This window comes from Arthrobacter sp. B0316-1-20, assembly GCF_059091865.1.
Window position 1 is genome coordinate 247,639 of record NZ_JBNHHC010000005.1, and the last position, 16,917, is coordinate 264,555.

The window sequence follows — 16,917 nt, forward strand, 5'->3', positions numbered from 1 at the left end:
GCAGCATCACCGAGGTGATGGGAATTACGGCCGTCGGCCGGCAGGTTACGTCCGGCGTTCGCCTTCCGAATCGCCGTCCTGTTCACCGGCGGCAGCTGCGTTCCCGTCCCGTACCGTGGGCTGGCCGGGGACTTCCTCGCGGTGGGCGGGGGTGGCAGGCTCGTCCTGGCCCGGTGTACCTGGCCGGCCGGCGTCCAGCACGGGGCCTGCGGAGACTTCTTGTCCCGGCTCGGCGATGGCCTGCGCGGGCTTGGCACGCTTGACGCTGACCCGGTCAATGACCAGGAACAGCAGCGATCCGATCAGTACGCCGGCCAGCGCGAACAGCACGGCCAAAAAGGCGAAAATGGTGCCGCGGGTGAAGTCGGGGTTCTCCGGACCGGTGTAGGCGGAAATGGCGGCAGCAATGACGCCCAACAGTGCCCAGAGGAGGACGAAGGACACGAATTTGGGCGCCCGGCGGACGGTGACGTCCCGGCGTTCCGGATCAGCCTGCCGGTTGTCGCGGGCCGGTTCTTGCTCAGAAGTCATGCGTTCCAGCCTACCGGGCGAAGAGCGGCAGCCTATCCGCCAGTTCGGCCCGCAGGCCGGAGGCAGCCACCTTGCCCTCGGCGACGGCGCTGTCCCAGCCCAGCGCGCCCGTCACCAGGGCCAGCCAGGTAGCGGGGTCGGTTTCCACCACGTTCGGCGGAGTGCCGCGGGTATGCCGCGGACCTTCGATGCACTGCGCGACGCCGAACGGCGGCACCCGCACTTCCACGCTGTTGCCGGGAGCGCGCTCGGACAGTTCCTCCAACGCGTACCGCACCGCCGTGGCAGTGGTCTTCCGGTCGATGGCGCCCGCCCGCCACGCAGCCAAGGCGGCATTGCCCTCGGCAGCCGCGATCCGGCGTCGTACTCCCATAGCTGGTCCTCAGGCTCAGTCCAGCAGGGCGACCATGGGCGGTGCCAGCCGGAGCCGGCCAACAGGCTGGCCGCCGCCGAGCACCGGTTTGACTACTTCTTCCAGCACCGGACCGACCTTGTCCACGTCGATGGCGTCGCAGGCGGCCAGCAGGGTCAGCGCGACCAGCGAGCCGGCGCGGGAACTGCCGTCCAGGATCTTCACCGCCACCGACACCCCTGACGGGGTACCCATCACCATCACGCCTTCGGCGCCGGACTTGGCGATGATCTCCAGTTCCTCCATCACCACGGTGTTCTCCTGACCGCGGCCGTGGACGGCCCACGGGTAGTCCAGCATGGCGGTGGCGATGGTGGCCGCGCGGGCATCGGCGTTCTTGTCCGCAGGCGCTTTGGCGAGCTTGCCGACGGCCCGGGCGAGACCGGTCAGGGACAGCGCCGGAGCCGGGGCGCCGCACCCGTCGACTGCGATGTGCTCGATTTTCTCTTCGGCGTATTCCTCGAGGACTTCCATCACGCGGCGCTGCAGCGGGTGGTTCGGCTCCAGGTAGCTGCGGGTGTTCCAGCCGTTCTCTACGCAGGCCCACAAGAAGGCGGCGTGCTTGCCGGAACAGTTGAAAGCCAACCGCTGCTGGCTCCGTTCGGTGCGCACCAGCCAGCCGCGTGCCTGTTCGTCCTGCGGCCACGCCGGCGGGCAACGCAGATCTGCGTCGGTCAGGCCAGCGGCCTTGAGCATGCCCTCCACCACGTCCATGTGCTCCAGCGATCCCACATGGCTGGCACAGGCCAAGGCCACCTGGGCGCCGCGAAGCGGGACGCCGGACTGCATTGCGGCCAGGGCCTGGAAGGGCTTGAGCGTGGAGCGCGGGAAAACCGGGGCGGTGATGTCGCCGAGTTCGGTCACCACCGTGCCGTCCGCGGCCATCACGACCGCGGAGCCCAAGTGGCGGGACTCGATGAAACCGTTGCGTTCAACGACGGCCAGTTCCACGGCGTCCGCGGCTTTGAATGTCTCGGGCATGGACTTAGTTTAGGTCCGGCGCAACAACTTCGAGGCTCCGCCCCGCGCCAAGTAGGGTAGTTCTTTGTGAAGGTACTGGTGATCGGCCCCGGCGGCCGCGAACACGCAATAATCCGTTCCCTGTTGGCCGATCCGTTTGTGACCGAGGTCCATGCCGCCCCGGGCAACGCCGGCATCGCGCAGATCGTGCCCACACACGCGGTGGACGCCAGCGACCCGGCAGCCGTTACCGAACTGGCGCAACGGCTGGAATCCGACCTGGTGGTGGTGGGCCCGGAGGCGCCGCTGGCGGCCGGCGTGGCGGATCCGTTGCGCGCGGCCGGGATCCCGGTGTTCGGTCCCAGCAAGGAAGCCGCCCGGCTGGAGGGCTCCAAAGCCTTTGCCAAGCAGGTCATGGCCGCGGCGAACGTGCCTACCGCCATGGCTCATGTGGCCACCAACGCCGAGGAAGCAGCCGAGGCACTGGATGCTTTCGGCGCGCCGTACGTGGTCAAGGACGACGGCTTGGCTGCCGGCAAGGGCGTGGTGGTGACCGGGGACCGCGATGCCGCACTGGCCCACGCCCAGACATGCTTCGACGCCGGCGGCTCCGTGGTGATCGAGGAATTCCTGGACGGGCCGGAAGTCTCGCTGTTTGTCATTTCCGACGGCGAACGCGCCATCCCGCTGGTGCCCGCACAGGACTTCAAACGGATCTTCGACGGCGACGAAGGCCCGAACACTGGCGGCATGGGCGCCTACACCCCGCTGCCCTGGCTGCCGGCCGGATTCGTCGAAGAAGTCATGGACCGCGTGGCGCTGCCAACCATCCGGGAGATGGCCAACCGCGGCACACCGTTCGTCGGCGTGCTGTTCTGCGGTCTGGCCATCACCCGGCGCGGAGTGCGTGTCATCGAGTTCAACGCCCGCTTTGGCGATCCGGAAACCCAGGCCGTGCTGGCCCGGCTGCGGACGCCGCTGGGCGGACTGCTGCTGGCCGCAGCCAAGGGGGAACTGGATGACGCCGAACAGCTGGTGTGGTCCAAACAGTCCGCGGTGGCAGTGGTGCTGGCCTCGGGAAACTACCCCGGAACGCCGCGCACCGGCGACAGGATCCGCGGGCTGAAGAAGGCCAACGCCCTGGAGGACGTGCACGTGATCCACGCCGGCACGTCGCTGGACGAGAACGGCAAGGTGACGAGCGCCGGTGGGCGGGTGCTCGCCGTCGTCGCCTTGGGTGAAGACTTGGTGGAAGCCCGCGAACGGGCCTACGAAGGCATCGGCACCATCAGCCTCGAGGGCTCGCAGTTCCGGAGCGACATCGCCCTGTTGGCGGCGCAAGGCGCCATTACGGTGCCGGCATCGGCCACTGCCCTGCCCCCGGCCGAAGTACAGAGAGACTGAGGAACGCCATGGCATTCGCCCCCGAAGTGCTGGAACTGCCCGGCTGGAAGCATGTCTACTCCGGCAAGGTCCGCGACCTCTACGTGCCGGCCGTGGCCCAGCAGGTGGAGACCTCCAGTGAGGACATTGCCGCCGAGGGCCTGCTGGACCAGCGCAACGACACCGTGCTGGTGGTGGCCAGCGACCGGATCAGCGCCTTCGACCACGTGCTCTCCAGCGAGATTCCGGACAAGGGCCGGGTCCTGACGCAGTTGAGCCTCTGGTGGTTCGAACAGCTCTCCGCAGGAGACAGCCCGGTAGCCCACCACGTGGTGTCCACGGAAGTGCCCGAAGCCGTGGCCGGCCGGGCAATGGTCTGCAAGAAGCTGGACATGTTCCCGGTGGAATGCATTGCCCGCGGCTACCTGACCGGCTCCGGGCTGGAGGAGTACCGGCAAACCCAGACGGTGTGTGAGCTTCCGCTGCCCGCGGGCCTGATGGACGGCTCCCGGCTGGAGCCCGCCATCTTCACTCCCTCGGCCAAGGCCGAGGTAGGCGAGCACGACGAGAACATCACCTACGACGCCGTGGTCCAGACCGTGGGGGCGGAGACCGCCGGCCGGCTGCGCGAACTGACCCTGCAGATCTACACCCGCGCCGAGGAGATTGCCCGCGAACGCGGAATCATCCTGGCGGACACCAAGGTGGAGTTCGGGATTGATCCGACGACGGGGGACATCACCTTGGGCGACGAGGTGCTGACCCCTGACTCTTCACGGTTCTGGGACGCGGAAACGTACGAACCGGGCAAGGCGCAGCCGTCCTTCGATAAGCAGTTCGTGCGCGACTGGCTGACCTCGCCGGCTTCCGGCTGGGACAAAAACTCGGACACGCCACCGCCGGCACTGCCGGAGGAAATCGTGCAGAAAACCCGGGCCCGCTACGTGGAAGCGTACGAGCGGCTTACCGGCCGGAAGTTCGCCTAACCGGCAGGAAAGTCCGCCCGGTCTGTACGACCGCTTCCACACGGCCGGCGCCATCCGGCAGGCGGCCGGCCGCTCGTTCGGCCACCGTGAGGCGGGCGGCAGCTTCGGCGACTGCCGTCGGATAGGCGCTGGCCCCGCCGTCGTCATCCGGTCCCAAGGAGCGCAGCGCATCGGCGCGTTTCATGGCACGGAGCATGGCCGCGGTCTCCGGCCGCGCGACGTCCGACATGTCCGGATAATCAATGGCCAGCGCCGGATCCAATTCGTACGCCAGCCAGCGGGCGCGCGTCGCGTCGTGACGGGCGGCCGCTTCATGCCAATCGCGCGTGTCCTGATAGCGGACGGCTGCGGCAGCCCGGCGGGTAATCCGCCAGACAGCGGGGGCGGCGCAAGCAGCAGCGAGCAGCAGCCACAGCGGAACGGCCGGCGGGAAAAGTGCAGCGGCTGCAAGCACCACGGTCAGCGCGCAACACAGCCCGGAAAAGCAATACCAGAACGCCGTATCCGCGTCGGGGGAGCGGCGCAGGCCGCGTTCGACCGCATACGAGGTCAGGAAAACCACAGCCGCCAGCACCACGGTGGCTATGGCCAGCTGCGCGAACTGTGCGAGGAACATCTGCACCCCTGAGGCCGGAGTTACCTCTATTGCAGTACGGACGCCGTCGTCAGTCAATGGTGCGGGGTTGCCTCAGGCTGCGGGCGGGTCATCCGTGCCGCGGGCGTGGCCCTTTCGAGCCGCGGGCGTAACCCCTCGGTGCCGCGGGCGTCGCCCGTCCGGCCCGCCGGTGCGGGCGAGAGTGAGCCTTCGCTCCCAGGTCTCGGACTAACGCCCCATGTCTTGCGGGGCCGGCAGCGCCCTGACCTGCGGTTTCTTTCAACGCGCTGCCTCAAACATGGGAGCGGACGGGCTCAGGGCCTCGGCCGACGGGCTCAGGGCGGCTGACAGGCTCACGGCAGCGGCTGGCGGCCGGCGGGACGGCGCAGCGCCGCACCCAGGAGCGGGCGGGCGGGTCCCCCCGCCGTGTGGATCAGCTGTGCACGTGGATCAGTGGTCGACGCGACCGACGACGTCGTCCAACTGCCGGTACACCAACGCCTGCGGCATCGCGCTGATCAGCGACCGCTGGAGTTTCTGCTTCCAGGGCTTCTGCTCCCGGGCCATCGCCGCCATTTTGCGCGAGCCCTTCACCACCTTGGCGGTGCGCGGCGCCCGCGCCTGTTCGTAGCTGCGCAGGGCGGTGGTGATGTTCCAATCGGCCGCCAGCGCATCCGCCAGCGCGACAGCGTCCTCGAGGGCCTGGCCTGCACCCTGGCCGAGGAACGGCAACATGGGGTGCGCGGCGTCACCCACCAGCGTGGCATGGTTGCCGGACCAGGCAAGGGTCGGCTTCCGGTCGAAGAGCTCGTGGGCCATGATGTCCTGGCTCTTGGTGGCAAGGATGACCGCCCGCACGGCCGGGTGCCACGTCTCGAAGCGCTGCAGGGCAAGCGTGCGCCACAGGACGTCCCCGTCCTGCGCCAACGCCGTATTCGGCATCGTGGCATACCAGTAGATCAGCCCGCGGGGCAGCGGGATCATGCCGAAGACCTCTCCGTTGCCCCACGACTCACCCCACGGGAGCCATTCGGGATCAAGGTCGCCGATCGGGCAGACGGCGCGCATCGCGGTGATGCCCGAGGAGCGAGGAGCGCCGTCGCCCACCAGATCATGGCGGACCAGCGAGCGCAGGCCGTCCGCGCCGATCACCAGATCCGCGTGCATCCGGCCGCCGTTGTTCAGCATGACGGTCCCGCCGTGCGGATCGCGGCGGAACTTCACTGCCTGCAGACCCAAGTGCACGGTGTTGACATACAGCGAGTCGTTCAGCAGCGTGGTGAGGTCCGAGCGGTGGATGGCCCGCAGCGGGTGGCCGTACCGGTGGCGCATGTCATCGCTGCTGAAACTGGCGAGCACGTTGCCGAACTGGTCGTGCGAGCTGCCGCCGACCGGGAGCGAGGCGTCCTGGAAGCCTCCAAGCAAGCCGAGGCGCTCCAAGGCGCGCGTCCCGTTGGCCCAGATGGTTATTCCGGTGCCCAACGGCTGTAGCGTTCCGGAGCGTTCAACCACATGGACTTTCCAGCCGGTTCGCTGCAAGGCCCGCGCAGTGGCGAGCCCGGCGATTCCGGCCCCTACGATGAGCGCCGAGCGCTGCTGAGAAGCCATGGGTCCATACTTCCCGCTTTGGGTGCGGGTTCACAACTTTCCGGCGGTACAAAACTGGTTGGGGAGCGGAAAAGCAAGAACTCCCGCCGCTCCGAAGAGCAGCGGGAGTTCCTGTCACTGGTCGGGGTGACAGGATTTGAACCTGCGACCTCGTCGTCCCGAACGACGCGCGCTACCAAGCTGCGCCACACCCCGATACCGGTGCCCCGCCGTCGTCATGATGACCGCGAAAGCAACTGTTCAAGGATAGCGGAGACAGGTCCGAAACGAGAAATCGGCGTCCGGCTGCCTGCCCGGATCAGATCAGCGAATCCTTCCAGGCGGCGTGCAGTTGCGCGAAGCGGCCGCTGCCGGCGATCAGCTCCGCCGGGGACCCGTCCTCCACCACCTGGCCGTCATGGATCACCAACACGCGGTCGGCAATCTCCACGGTGGACAGCCGGTGCGCGATGATCAGCGCGGTGCGGTTGCCGAGCAAGGTCTGCAGGCCTTTTTGGACCTGGCGTTCGCTCGGGACGTCCAGCGAAGCGGTGGCTTCATCCAGGATCAGCACGGCGGGGTCCGCCAGGAAGGCGCGGGCGAAAGAGACCAGCTGGCGCTGGCCGGCGGAGACGCGGCCGCCGCGCTTGTTCACGTCGGTGTCGTAGCCCTCCGGCAGGGACAGAATGAATTCGTGCGCGCCGACGGCCCGGGCGGCATCTTCGATCTGCTCACGGCTGGCCTCCGGGTTGCCTAGGGCGATGTTCTCCGCGACGCTGCCGCTGAACAGGAACGCCTCCTGCGTCACCATGACGACGGCGCGGCGCAGGTCCTCGTTGGACAGCTGCCGCAGCTCAACCCCGTCCAAGGTGAGCGAGCCCGAGGTCAGGTCGTAGAAGCGCGCGATCAGTTTGGCGACCGTGGACTTGCCGGCTCCGGTCTGCCCGACGACGGCGATGGTCTGGCCGGCGGGAATGTCCAGATTCAGGTTCGGCAGCACCACCCGCCCGTCCCCGTAACCGAAGACCGCGTCGCGGAACTGGATGGCGCCGCGGGCATTCTTGAGCGGAACGGGGCTTGCCGGTGGAACCACGGTGGGTTCTTCTTCCAGCAACCCGGAGACCTTCTCCAGCGCCGAAGACGCAGACTGGAAGGAACTGTAGAACATGGCGATCTGTTCGGTGGGGCGGAAGACCTGTTTGGTGGCCAGCAGCACCGCCACCAGGGTGCCGATGGCAAGGTCGCCGTCCAGCACGCGGAAGCCGCCGGCCAGCAGCACCGCAGCCACGGTCAGGTTGCCGATGCCGTTCAACGCCGGCTGGAGCACGCCGAAATACTTGATGTTCCGAAGGGTTGCACGGCGGTAGTCGCCGGCGAGCTCGTCGAACCGTGCAGCGTTGTCCCGCTCGCGGCGGAAGGCTTTGACCGCCCGGATGCCGGTCATGGTTTCCACGAAGTGCACGATCAGCCGAGCGGACACCACCCGGCTCGCGCGGTTGGCCAGCTCCGAACCCTTCTGGTACCACCGGGTGACGAAACCGATGGGAATGGCGGCGACCAGAATGATCAAGCCGCTCTTCCAGTCCAATGCCACGATGCTGATGGCGGTGAAAACCATGAACATCACTCCGGAGGTCAGCTGGGTGACGCCATTGTCCAGCAGCTCCCGCAGCGCCTCCAGGTCGGAGGTCTGCCGGGAGATGATCCGGCCGGAGGTGTAGGTTTCGTGAAACTCCAGACTCAGCCGCTGGGTGTGCCGGAAAACCCGCATACGCAGGGCCAGCAGCATGGCCTGACTGAGCCGGGCAATAACGTAGGTGTAGGCCGCCAACAGCGAGCCGCCCGCGATCGCGATGGCTGCATAGGCGGCGCCGACCAGCACCAGCGGGCCGGCGTCGCCGCCGGTGAGGGCCGGCAGGGCGCTGTTGATGCCGAAGGCCACCAGCACCGGGCCGGCCGCGCGTGCGGCATTACTGACCACCACCAGCACAACGGACAGCACGAACAACCGGCGGTGCGGCGATACCAGCTCGCCCAGCAGGCGCAGCGAACGCCGGCGCACCGCCCTACGGTCGGCCTTGTCCAAGTTGATGGTGTCTTCGCCGGTCACTCCGGTCATGGAACTCATCGGGATTCCTCAGCATCCAGGACGTCTTCGACGGAGGGCTCGGCCGTCAGCGAGGCGATCACGTAGCGGTAATGTGCGTTGCTCCGCAGCAGCTCGGAGTGGGTGCCGACGGCGGCGATGCGCCCGTCCTGCAGCAATGCCACGCGGTCCGCCAGCGCTACCGTCGAAGGCCGGTGGGCCACGATCAACGTTGTTGTACCCTGCAGTTCTTGGCGCAGCCGCTGCGTCACCGCTTCTTCGGTCCGAACATCCAGGGCGGAGAGCGGGTCGTCCAGCACCAGCACGGCCGGCCGCGCCGCGATGGCCCGGGCCAGGGCGATCCGCTGGCGCTGCCCGCCGGAGAGGCTCAGGCCTTCCTCGCCGATCTTCGTATCCACGCCCTGCGGCAGATCAAAAGCGAACTGGGCCTGTGCCACCTCCAGCACGCGGGCCAGCAGATCCTCCGGGTTTTCGCCGTCGGGCCGGGCGCCCAGCAGCACATTCTCCCGGACCGAGGTGGAGAACAGTGTGGAGTCTTCGAAGGCCACCGACACCTGGCTGCGCAGTTCGGTGAGGGGGAAGCGGCGGATGTCCGTACCGTCCAGCAGCACGGCGCCGGCGGAAACGTCATACAGCCGGGGGATCAGTTGGAGCAACGTGCTCTTGCCCGAGCCGGTTATGCCCACCAGGGCCATGGTTTCGCCGGCGCGCAGATGTAGGTCCACGCCGTCGAGGACCGGTGCCGTGCCCGGCGCAGCATCTGGATACCGGAAGACGACGTCGGCCAGGCGCAGGTCCCCGCGGACGGAGCTCATGGGCTGGGGCTGCTCAGGATCCGTGATCGTGTTTTCCGTGTCCATCACATCGAAGTGCCGGTCCAAGGCCGTCTTGGCGGTCAGCGTCATGCCCATCAGGGACCCGATGGCTTCCACCGGCCCGGTCACCACGGCGGCGGTGGCAAAGAACGCGACCAACTCGCCCACGGTCATGTGTCCGCCGGCCACTTGGGTGATGCCGATGACCAAGGCAGCGCCCAGCACCAGGTCCGGCAGCGAAACCACGGTGGCCAGGAACTTGGACAGCGTGCGGGCCTTGACCAGTTCGGTCTGGCGCAGTTCTTCGGCCTGCCCGTGAAAGTTGTCCAGCGCGTACTTGCCCCGGCCGAAGGCCTTGAGCACGCGGATGCCGTGCACGGATTCCTCCACGGTGGTGGCCAGGTCTCCGGCCTGGTCCTGGCTGAGCCGGGAGGAGGCACCGAAGGCCGTCCGGAAGCGGAACCCCTGCCAGACAAGCGGCACGGCAGCGACCAAAAAGATCAATCCCAGCAATTGGTTCAGCGCGAACATCAGCACCAAGCCCACGATCACCGTCACAAAGGAGACCACCAGCATCAGCGATCCGAACGCCAGCCAGCGCCGGATCAGGCCTAGGTCGGCCATCGCCCGGGACAGCAACTGGCCCGACCCCCACCGGTCGTGGAAGGCGGCCGGTAAGTGCTGCACATGCTTGTATAGGCGGATGCGCATGCCCATCTCCACGTCCGTGGCCGGCGCGAGCGCGAAAACCCGCCGCAGGTACACCAGGCCCGCTTCGGCCAAACCAAGGATGGCTATGACGACGGCGGGGCCCCACACTTCGGAGGGGCTGCCTCCGGTGTGGATGGTGTCGACCAGCCCGCGGAGCACCTGCGGAATGGCCAACGCCACGAGGCTGGCACCAAGGGCGCTGAAGAACCCCATAATCAGCCGCGGCAGGATGGGCCGTACATAGTCGTTGAGCCTGGCGATGGTGCGCCAGAGGGACAGCTCAGTCATTCGTTGATTCATCGCCGTGGGTTTCGTAACGGGGGCGTGCCTTGTGTACCGCAGCAACCATCCTAGCGAGCGGCAGGAAACGCCGGTCACGTGCAGGCCCGGACGGGCACGTTCCGCGGGCCTCGCTTGCTAGTCTTGGCGAAACCATTCATCCGGGGGGAGCGCATGGACCTGACGGAAGTTGTCAACGGTATCCAAACAATGCTGTGGCAGTCGCTGCTATTCCCGGTGCTGCGGGTCGTCGCGGTCTGGCTCTTGGTGCTGCGGAAGCGCGTCGGCTGGCTGGTCCTGCTGGTGGAACCGGTCCTGTCGATGCTCATGATTGGAATGAGTGGCGGGTTCAGACTGTCTGCGTTCCTGTTGCCGCTCCTGGCCGTCTACGGCTGGTTGCGCTGGCGTCCCCTGCCAGCAGGCGGCGGAGTTTCAGTGCATTCGATCCAACGGCGGGACTGGCTGGCCACTGCCCTCCTGATGGTGCTGGCACTGGGTTTCTTCGGACTTGAGGTTCTGCCCATGTTGCTGGTGCATCTGGTCGGGGCCGCGGCAATCGCCGAAGCTTTCCTGATCACTGTCATCCCACTGCTGCTCTGCCTCGGCCTCGCACGCGGTGTGGCGGAAGCTTGGTGGTGCGGCATTCTCCTGTCCGTACTGGCGTTGACCAATGTGGGAACCGGAATGGGGGCCGACCCCCTGTTCAATCTGGCTGGCCTGCTGTTTACCGTCCTGCTGGGTGTGCTCCACGTTTACGGCCTGGCTACGTGGCGGGCTGCACGCACGGAGGCGGCAGCCTCCGATTAGCGTCCTGCGCCGCGCAAGCAGCAGGTGCATGTTCAGCCTAGCCGCAGCCCGGCTGTCGGGACCTCACCGGCGGATGGAGTAGGCGTCAGCGTCAGCAACACGGCCTCCGGGCGGCAAGCGAACCGGATCGGAGCCAGCCGGGACGTTCCCAGCCCCGCCGAGACGTTCACAGGCACGCTGCGCCCTTGGCGCTCCCAGTAGGTCAACCCGCGGGCGCGCCAGGTCGGTAGATCGCAGTTGGTGATCAAGGCCCCGTAGCCGGGGACGCAGACCTGGCCTCCGTGCGTGTGCCCAGCCAGAATCAGATCCGCGTCGCCGTCCGTGAAGCGGTCCAGCACACGCTGGTAGGGCGCGTGGGCCACGCCGATGCGCAGATGGGCCGCACTGTCTCCCGAGGTGGACCCGACGGGGAAGCCCACATAACGGTCCCGCTGCAAATGCGGATCATCCACGCCGGAGAAGTCCAACCGAACCCGGCCGACCACTAGCGACTGGTTCCGATTGGTCAAATCAACCCAGCCGGCAGTGCCGAAAGCAGCGTGCATCTCACGCCACGGCAGCTCCCGTGAACTGAGGTCCTTCGGCTGTTTCGAGGGTCCGGTGAGGTAGGAGAACGGGTTTTTCAGCACCGGAGCGTAGTAGTCGTTGGAGCCGGGAACGAAAACACCTGGCACCTCCATCAGCGGAGCCAACGCGTCCAACAGTGGTTTCACGGCTTTACGGTGGCTGAGGTTGTCGCCGGTGTTGACCACCAAATCGGGTTCCAACGCGATCAGCCGCGGCAGCCACTTCTGCTTGAGCAACTGCCCGGGGGCCATGTGGATGTCGGACAGGTGCAGGATCTTCAGCGACGCGTGGCCGGCAGGCAGGATGGGCAGCGTTTCTTCGCGCAGTCCGAAGAGGTTCCGCTCAATGAGTGAGCCGTAAGCGAGCGCGGCCCCGCCGGCGGCAGCAGCTCCAAGTGCCAGCTTGCCGGCGGTGCGGAGCCGTGCTCGCAGCGCTTCAGCGTCCACGGTCAGTCATCGTTCCCGTTGCGGTTTCCATTGCCGCCTCCGTTGCCATTGTCAGAGCCTCTGGAGTCGTTGCCGTTGTCGGAATCACCGGAGTCACTGCCGCCGTCGCTGTTGCCGGAATCCGAGCTCTTCTTATCGTCGGTCTCAACCTTCTTGGGCTGCGGCGGATAGAGCATGCTGCCGGGTGCGGCCCCGAAGCCACCGGTCTTGTACAGCCCCGCGACTTTCTCCATGTAATCGGTCCACTGGCCGCCCGCGATGGTCGCGCCGTCAACATAGCTGCGGGTCACGCCGTTGATCGGGATGTTGTTAATCGACTTGTAAGCGTGCGGGTTGCCCACCCATGAAGCAGTGGAGATGCCCTTGGTGTAGCCGACGGTCCAGGTGTACTCGGACTTGTCCGTGGTACCGGTCTTGGCAGCGGCGGGAACGCCGATCGGGTGAATCCCGCCGAGCCGGAGGTTGACCAGATTTTCCAGCGGGACGCTGACGGCGGCGGCCACCTCTTCGGAGATGGCCCGCTCACAGGACTTCTTCGGGACCTTGTATTTGTTGCCCGCGGCGTCCGTCACGGAGGTCAGCGCGATGGGCTTGCAGTAAACACCGCCGTTGGCGAAGGCCGCAAACGAGGCGGCCATCGTCATCGGCGAAACGTTGGTCGTGCCGATGATGAACGACGGATGCTCGATGCTGATCGGCTCTTTATCGGTCGCGGTGCGTACCCCAAGCCGGGTCGCCGCATCCTGGATGTCGCACAGGTCCAACTGCGCTGCCATCGCTGCCGTGGCTGAGTTGATCGACCAGGTTAAACCCTGGCTGGCGGTCATGGTTCGTTCATAGCCGGGCAAGGCGTTCCGGAACGGCCATTCGCTGAACCACGCGTCCGGCGGCAGGCAGCTGGCCTGCCACGGGTACTGCGCCGGGTATGAGGTGCGCCGCGCATCCACCGATGCGTTGAGCGCCTTGCCCGCTTCCAGCCAGGCGACCATGGTGTAGGGCTTCATCGTGGAGCCGGGCTGCCAGCCGTTGCCGCCGCCCATGTCAGCGTTCACGTTGTAGTTGAGCTCCGTGTTGGCCGCCCCGTCTTCCGGGCTGTATTTGGTGTTCTGGGCCATCATCAGGATCTTGCCGGTGCCCGGCTCGACCGAAACCATGGAAGAACCAACGCCGGACTTATCGCCCTTCGGGACTTCCTGCTCGATCTGCTTCTGGCCTTCCTTCTGCAGGCGGGAGTCGAGCGTGGTCTTGATGGTCAGTCCGCCGCGGGCCAGCAGCTTGGCGCGTTCGGTGGAGTCCGCGCCGAAGGCGTCCGACTTCATGATCTCGTGCTGGACGTAGCTGCAGAAGTAATCGGCGAAGTTGGCCGCCACGCAGCCGGAACGGACAGGCTTGAGGTTGAGGTCCAAGTCGCTGGCGACGGCTTCGTCGTATTCCGCCTTGGTGATCTTGCCCGCGCTGAGCATGGCCGCCAGCACGGTGTTGCGCCGCTCAATCGTGGCTTCCGGGTTGTTCACCGGGTTGAAGTAGTTGGGCGACTGCACCATCCCGGCCAACATGGCCGACTGCGGAATGGTCAGCTTTGCGGCGGAAACGCCGAAGAACGTCTTGGCAGCAGCTTCAATCCCGTAAACCTGGCCGCTGAACAAGACAATGTTCAGGTAGCCCTGCAGGATCTCTTCCTTGCTAAATTCTTTTTCGACGGCGATGGCCAGCTTCGCCTCGCGGAGCTTGTCGCCGATGTCCTTGGTGCCGCTGATGGTCAGCTCTTCGGCGCCCTTGCCCGCAGACGCCCCGGCGTCGATCAGCACGTTGTTCACGTACTGCATGGTCAACGTGGACGCTCCCTGCAGGTCGCCGCCCGCCAAGTTCGTCACGGCTGCACGCATGATGCCCTGCGGGTCCACGCCGTTGTGCTCGTAGAAGCGCACGTCCTCGATGGAGATGATGGCGTCCTGCATGTGCTGGGAAACCTTTTCCAGGCTGACGGGGACACGGTTTTCGGCGTAGAACGTAGCGATCAGCTTGCCGTCGGCGGAGAGGATCCGCGATGGCTGGGACAGCGGCTGGGTCTGCAGCTCGTCCGGCAGCTGGTCGAAGTACTCGATCGAGGAGGTTGCTCCGACACCGGCTACGGCAGCGGCCGGGACCAGCAGGCCTGCTGCCAGCACGCCACAGAGCGCACTGATACCCAGGAAGCCAACTATCTTGCCGAGGGTGGTCGCAGTGTCGAAGAAGGGGGATTTGCGAGCGGCCATGGGGTCCACTTTACAAGCAAGCGCTAGGCTTTCAGTCATGACCAAATGGGAATACGCGACAATTCCGCTCATCATCCACGCTACCAAGCAGATTCTTGATCAGTGGGGTGAGGACGGCTGGGAGCTGGTACAGGTGATCCCGGGCCCGAACGGGACCAACCCGGTCGCTTACTTGAAGAGGGAGAAGCAGTAGCCATGAGCGAAACGACCGAAGCCCGGAAGTCCGCCGTCGAAGAGCGGCTCGCCGGACTGGGCCTGTCCGTACCGGAGGTCGCAGCCCCGGTGGCCGCCTACGTACCGGCTGTTGTCACGGGAAACTACGTCTACACCTCCGGGCAGTTGCCATTTGTTAAGGGCGAACTGCAGGCCGTGGGCAAGGTGGGCGACGGCGCCGGCCAGGTCAGCGCCGACGAGGCCAAGAAGCTGGCTGCGACGGCCGCGGTGAATGCGCTGGCAGCGGTCAAGAGCGTCATCGGCAACTTGGACCGGATCACCCGGATCGTCAAAGTCGTCGGTTTCGTTGCCTCCGATCCCGCCTTCACCGGCCAGCCGGGCGTGATCAACGGCGCATCCGAACTGCTGGGACAAGTGCTCGGCGACGCCGGCGCCCATGCCCGCTCCGCCGTCGGCGTGGCAGTGCTGCCGATGGATTCGCCGGTTGAGGTAGAACTGATTGCCGAATTCAGCTAGTCCGCTTCGGGAGGAGCAACGGCTTTTCCCAGTGGCTCCGGACCAGCTGGGAGCGGCCCACAGCTGGTTCGAGCATGGGGAACGCACACCGCGGAAGCCGCGCCTGGCGTCCTCCGTGGTGCTGGTCCGGGATGGCCCGGCCGGAACCGAAACCTACCTCGGCTACCGGTCGGGTTCCTCTCCGTTGGGCACGGTGGCGTTTCCCGGTGGCAGCCTGGATGATGCCGACGGCGAGCCCGTTACCTGGTTCGGGCCGTCGCCGGCCAAATGGGCCGAAACCATGGGGATCAACGACCATCGCGTTGCCCAGGCCCATGTGGTGGCGGCCATCCGCGAACTGTTCGAGGAAACCGGCGTGCTGCTGGCCGGCCCGGACGAGTCCAGCCTGCCGGAATCCACCTCCGGTGCTGACTGGATGCGCACCCGCGAGGCGGTGGCCGGCCAGGAAAAGTCCTTCGCCGAGGCCCTTGCCCGGCGCGGGCTGGGCGTGCGTACTGACCTGCTCAAGCCGCTGTCCAACTGGCTGAGCCCGGACTTCGCCCACCGCCGCTTCGACACCCGCTACTTCGCTGCCGCCCAGCCGGCCAACCAGCCGCCGTCCCTGCTGGAAAGCAAGGGCATGTGGGCGGCCTGGCTACCGGCTCAGGAACTGCTGGCGGGGCGGGAAACCACCGCGTTGGGCGACCTGGTGGGCCAGCCCGACACACGGGGACTCACCTTCAGCGAGGTGACGTCGCCGGCGGTCGAGGTCATCGTGGAGAAGATCGCGTCGGCTCGCGGCTGCATTGCCTACCTCTCACACAAGCGCCCGCAGCGGAGCTACCACCCGGAACTAGTGCTGGTGAATGGGGTTCCGATGCTGCAGGTTGCGGCCAGCGCCGCTGCCGAAGGTGGAGCCGTTCAGCGGGGCCGCTGAGCGCACACCGTCCACCACCGGCCGCCCGGCTGTTTCCCCAGCCGAAGGTTGCCAGTCCCGTTCCAGCCCGGCCGGCCGGCACCATCAAAGCAGCCAGTACGACGGCGGGGGCCCACCTTATGGTGAGCCCCCGCCGTCGTGCTTTTGAAATCAGCGAGAACGCTGGCGCAAGCGCTGGATGTCCAGGATGACCACGGCGCGTGCTTCCAGCCGCAGCCAGCCGCGCTGGACGAACTCGGCCAAAGCCTTGTTCACGGTTTCGCGGGAGGCGCCCACCAGCTGAGCCAACTCTTCCTGGGTCAGCTCATGCGCCACGAGGATGCCATCCGTGGCCGGGCGGCCGAAGCGGTCGGCCAGGTCCAGCAGGGCCTTGGCAACCCGGCCCGGGACGTCGGAGAAGACCAAGTCGGCCAGCGAGTCGTTGGTGCGGCGGAGGCGGCGGGCCAGGGCCTGCAGCAGTTGCGCCGACACCTCGGGACGGGTCTCCAGCAAGCCACGCAGGTTCTCGTTCTTCAACCCGGCCAGGCGGGTTTCAGAAACAGCCGTTGCCGAGGTGCTGCGCGGGCTCGGGTCGAACAGTGCCATTTCGCCGAAAAGCTCGCCCGGGCCGAGGATGGCCACCAGGTTTTCGCGGCCGTCGGATGCAGTGCGGCCCAGCTTGATCTTGCCAGAGACAATGAAATAGAGCTGGTCGCCTTGGTCACCTTCGCGGAACACCGAAGCGCCGCGAGAGAGATCGACCTCGGTCAACTCGTCGGTCAGCGCTGCAAACACGTCGTCGTCAAGGGTTGCAAAAAGAGGTGCGCGGCGAAGGATCTCTACGTCCATGAATTCTCCAATGTAGTACTGTTCGGCGTGATCAGGCTGCTC

Annotated in this window: 16 protein-coding genes and 1 tRNA gene; 6 read left to right on the top strand and 11 right to left on the bottom strand. The window is 66.6% G+C overall.

Annotated features, from left to right (window positions below):
• Positions 1–45: 45 nt before the first annotated feature.
• Genes AC5RW2_RS10690 through AC5RW2_RS10700 form a run of 3 tightly spaced genes read right to left on the bottom strand, consistent with a single transcriptional unit; the run spans position 46 to position 1,924 of the window.
• Positions 46–531, bottom strand: a complete 486-nt coding sequence (locus AC5RW2_RS10690; protein WP_493949269.1) for a hypothetical protein — start codon at positions 529–531, stop codon at positions 46–48.
• Positions 532–541: 10 nt separating this feature from the next.
• Positions 542–904, bottom strand: a complete 363-nt coding sequence (locus AC5RW2_RS10695) for a sterol carrier family protein (protein ID WP_493962426.1) — start codon at positions 902–904, stop codon at positions 542–544.
• Between the two features lie 15 nt (positions 905–919).
• Positions 920–1,924, bottom strand: a complete 1,005-nt coding sequence (locus tag AC5RW2_RS10700; protein WP_493962425.1) for an asparaginase — start codon at positions 1,922–1,924, stop codon at positions 920–922.
• Positions 1,925–1,990: 66 nt separating this feature from the next.
• On the opposite strand from AC5RW2_RS10700, the gene purD reads away from it, so the two are divergent.
• Entirely contained in the window at positions 1,991–3,307 is a 1,317-nt protein-coding gene (gene purD / locus AC5RW2_RS10705) for a phosphoribosylamine--glycine ligase (protein WP_493962424.1), read from the top strand.
• An 8-nt stretch (positions 3,308–3,315) separates the two neighbouring features.
• Positions 3,316–4,272: a phosphoribosylaminoimidazolesuccinocarboxamide synthase gene (locus AC5RW2_RS10710; protein WP_493962423.1), complete on the top strand. Its 957-nt coding sequence runs from the start codon at positions 3,316–3,318 to the stop codon at positions 4,270–4,272.
• Here the strand turns inward: AC5RW2_RS10710 and AC5RW2_RS10715 are convergent.
• From AC5RW2_RS10715 to AC5RW2_RS10735, 5 genes are all read right to left on the bottom strand, one after another.
• Entirely contained in the window at positions 4,250–4,888 is a 639-nt protein-coding gene (locus AC5RW2_RS10715) for a hypothetical protein (protein WP_493962422.1), read from the bottom strand. The genes AC5RW2_RS10710 and AC5RW2_RS10715 overlap by 23 nt on opposite strands.
• A gap of 429 nt (positions 4,889–5,317) precedes the next feature.
• Positions 5,318–6,475, bottom strand: coding sequence for an FAD-dependent oxidoreductase (locus tag AC5RW2_RS10720; RefSeq protein ID WP_493962421.1), 1,158 nt, complete (start codon positions 6,473–6,475; stop codon positions 5,318–5,320).
• A gap of 118 nt (positions 6,476–6,593) precedes the next feature.
• Positions 6,594–6,670, bottom strand: a tRNA-Pro gene (locus AC5RW2_RS10725).
• Between the two features lie 103 nt (positions 6,671–6,773).
• Positions 6,774–8,582 (bottom strand): ABC transporter ATP-binding protein, encoded by a 1,809-nt coding sequence (locus tag AC5RW2_RS10730; RefSeq protein ID WP_493962420.1) that lies wholly within the window; start codon positions 8,580–8,582, stop codon positions 6,774–6,776.
• The gene (locus AC5RW2_RS10735) at positions 8,579–10,375 is read right to left on the bottom strand and encodes an ABC transporter ATP-binding protein (protein ID WP_493962419.1); all 1,797 of its coding nucleotides are present in this window, start codon (positions 10,373–10,375) and stop codon (positions 8,579–8,581) included. The genes AC5RW2_RS10730 and AC5RW2_RS10735 overlap by 4 nt, the downstream gene beginning before the upstream one ends.
• Before the next feature lie 165 nt (positions 10,376–10,540).
• On the opposite strand from AC5RW2_RS10735, the gene AC5RW2_RS10740 reads away from it, so the two are divergent.
• Complete coding sequence (locus AC5RW2_RS10740) at positions 10,541–11,173, top strand: nicotinamide mononucleotide transporter (protein ID WP_493962418.1); 633 nt, start codon at positions 10,541–10,543, stop codon at positions 11,171–11,173.
• A 32-nt stretch (positions 11,174–11,205) separates the two neighbouring features.
• Here AC5RW2_RS10740 and AC5RW2_RS10745 read toward each other — a convergent pair whose 3' ends face one another.
• On the bottom strand, positions 11,206–12,186 hold the full coding sequence (locus AC5RW2_RS10745; protein WP_493962417.1) for a metallophosphoesterase: 981 nt from the start codon (positions 12,184–12,186) through the stop codon (positions 11,206–11,208).
• Positions 12,187–12,188: 2 nt separating this feature from the next.
• Positions 12,189–14,441 (bottom strand): transglycosylase domain-containing protein, encoded by a 2,253-nt coding sequence (locus tag AC5RW2_RS10750; protein WP_493962416.1) that lies wholly within the window; start codon positions 14,439–14,441, stop codon positions 12,189–12,191.
• Positions 14,442–14,478: 37 nt separating this feature from the next.
• Between AC5RW2_RS10750 and sp36 the strand changes: the two genes are divergently transcribed.
• Genes sp36 through AC5RW2_RS10765 form a run of 3 tightly spaced genes read left to right on the top strand, consistent with a single transcriptional unit; the run spans position 14,479 to position 16,047 of the window.
• A complete protein-coding gene (gene sp36 / locus AC5RW2_RS10755) occupies positions 14,479–14,634 on the top strand; it encodes a Sp36 family protein (protein WP_493939147.1) in 156 nt (51 codons plus the stop codon).
• Positions 14,635–14,636: 2 nt separating this feature from the next.
• Positions 14,637–15,131, top strand: a complete 495-nt coding sequence (locus AC5RW2_RS10760) for a RidA family protein (RefSeq protein WP_493949281.1) — start codon at positions 14,637–14,639, stop codon at positions 15,129–15,131.
• 31 nt (positions 15,132–15,162) lie between these two features.
• Complete coding sequence (locus tag AC5RW2_RS10765) at positions 15,163–16,047, top strand: NUDIX hydrolase (RefSeq protein WP_493949282.1); 885 nt, start codon at positions 15,163–15,165, stop codon at positions 16,045–16,047.
• Between the two features lie 150 nt (positions 16,048–16,197).
• Here the strand turns inward: AC5RW2_RS10765 and AC5RW2_RS10770 are convergent, their stop codons facing one another.
• Positions 16,198–16,875 (bottom strand): Crp/Fnr family transcriptional regulator, encoded by a 678-nt coding sequence (locus AC5RW2_RS10770; RefSeq protein WP_493939227.1) that lies wholly within the window; start codon positions 16,873–16,875, stop codon positions 16,198–16,200.
• Positions 16,876–16,917: the final 42 nt, after the last annotated feature.

Bases quoted from the DNA above. Each gene is read 5' to 3' on its own strand.
- AC5RW2_RS10690 (WP_493949269.1), bottom strand. From the start codon at position 531: ATGACTTCTGAGCAAGAACCGGCCCGCGACAACCGGCAGGCTGATCCG.
- AC5RW2_RS10695 (WP_493962426.1), bottom strand. From the start codon at position 904: ATGGGAGTACGACGCCGGATCGCGGCTGCCGAGGGCAATGCCGCCTTG.
- AC5RW2_RS10700 (WP_493962425.1), bottom strand. From the start codon at position 1,924: ATGCCCGAGACATTCAAAGCCGCGGACGCCGTGGAACTGGCCGTCGTT.
- AC5RW2_RS10710 (WP_493962423.1), top strand. From the start codon at position 3,316: ATGGCATTCGCCCCCGAAGTGCTGGAACTGCCCGGCTGGAAGCATGTC.
- AC5RW2_RS10715 (WP_493962422.1), bottom strand. From the start codon at position 4,888: ATGTTCCTCGCACAGTTCGCGCAGCTGGCCATAGCCACCGTGGTGCTG.
- AC5RW2_RS10720 (WP_493962421.1), bottom strand. From the start codon at position 6,475: ATGGCTTCTCAGCAGCGCTCGGCGCTCATCGTAGGGGCCGGAATCGCC.
- AC5RW2_RS10730 (WP_493962420.1), bottom strand. From the start codon at position 8,582: ATGAGTTCCATGACCGGAGTGACCGGCGAAGACACCATCAACTTGGAC.
- AC5RW2_RS10735 (WP_493962419.1), bottom strand. From the start codon at position 10,375: ATGACTGAGCTGTCCCTCTGGCGCACCATCGCCAGGCTCAACGACTAT.
- AC5RW2_RS10740 (WP_493962418.1), top strand. From the start codon at position 10,541: ATGGACCTGACGGAAGTTGTCAACGGTATCCAAACAATGCTGTGGCAG.
- AC5RW2_RS10750 (WP_493962416.1), bottom strand. From the start codon at position 14,441: ATGGCCGCTCGCAAATCCCCCTTCTTCGACACTGCGACCACCCTCGGC.
- sp36 (WP_493939147.1), top strand. From the start codon at position 14,479: ATGACCAAATGGGAATACGCGACAATTCCGCTCATCATCCACGCTACC.
- AC5RW2_RS10760 (WP_493949281.1), top strand. From the start codon at position 14,637: ATGAGCGAAACGACCGAAGCCCGGAAGTCCGCCGTCGAAGAGCGGCTC.
- AC5RW2_RS10770 (WP_493939227.1), bottom strand. From the start codon at position 16,875: ATGGACGTAGAGATCCTTCGCCGCGCACCTCTTTTTGCAACCCTTGAC.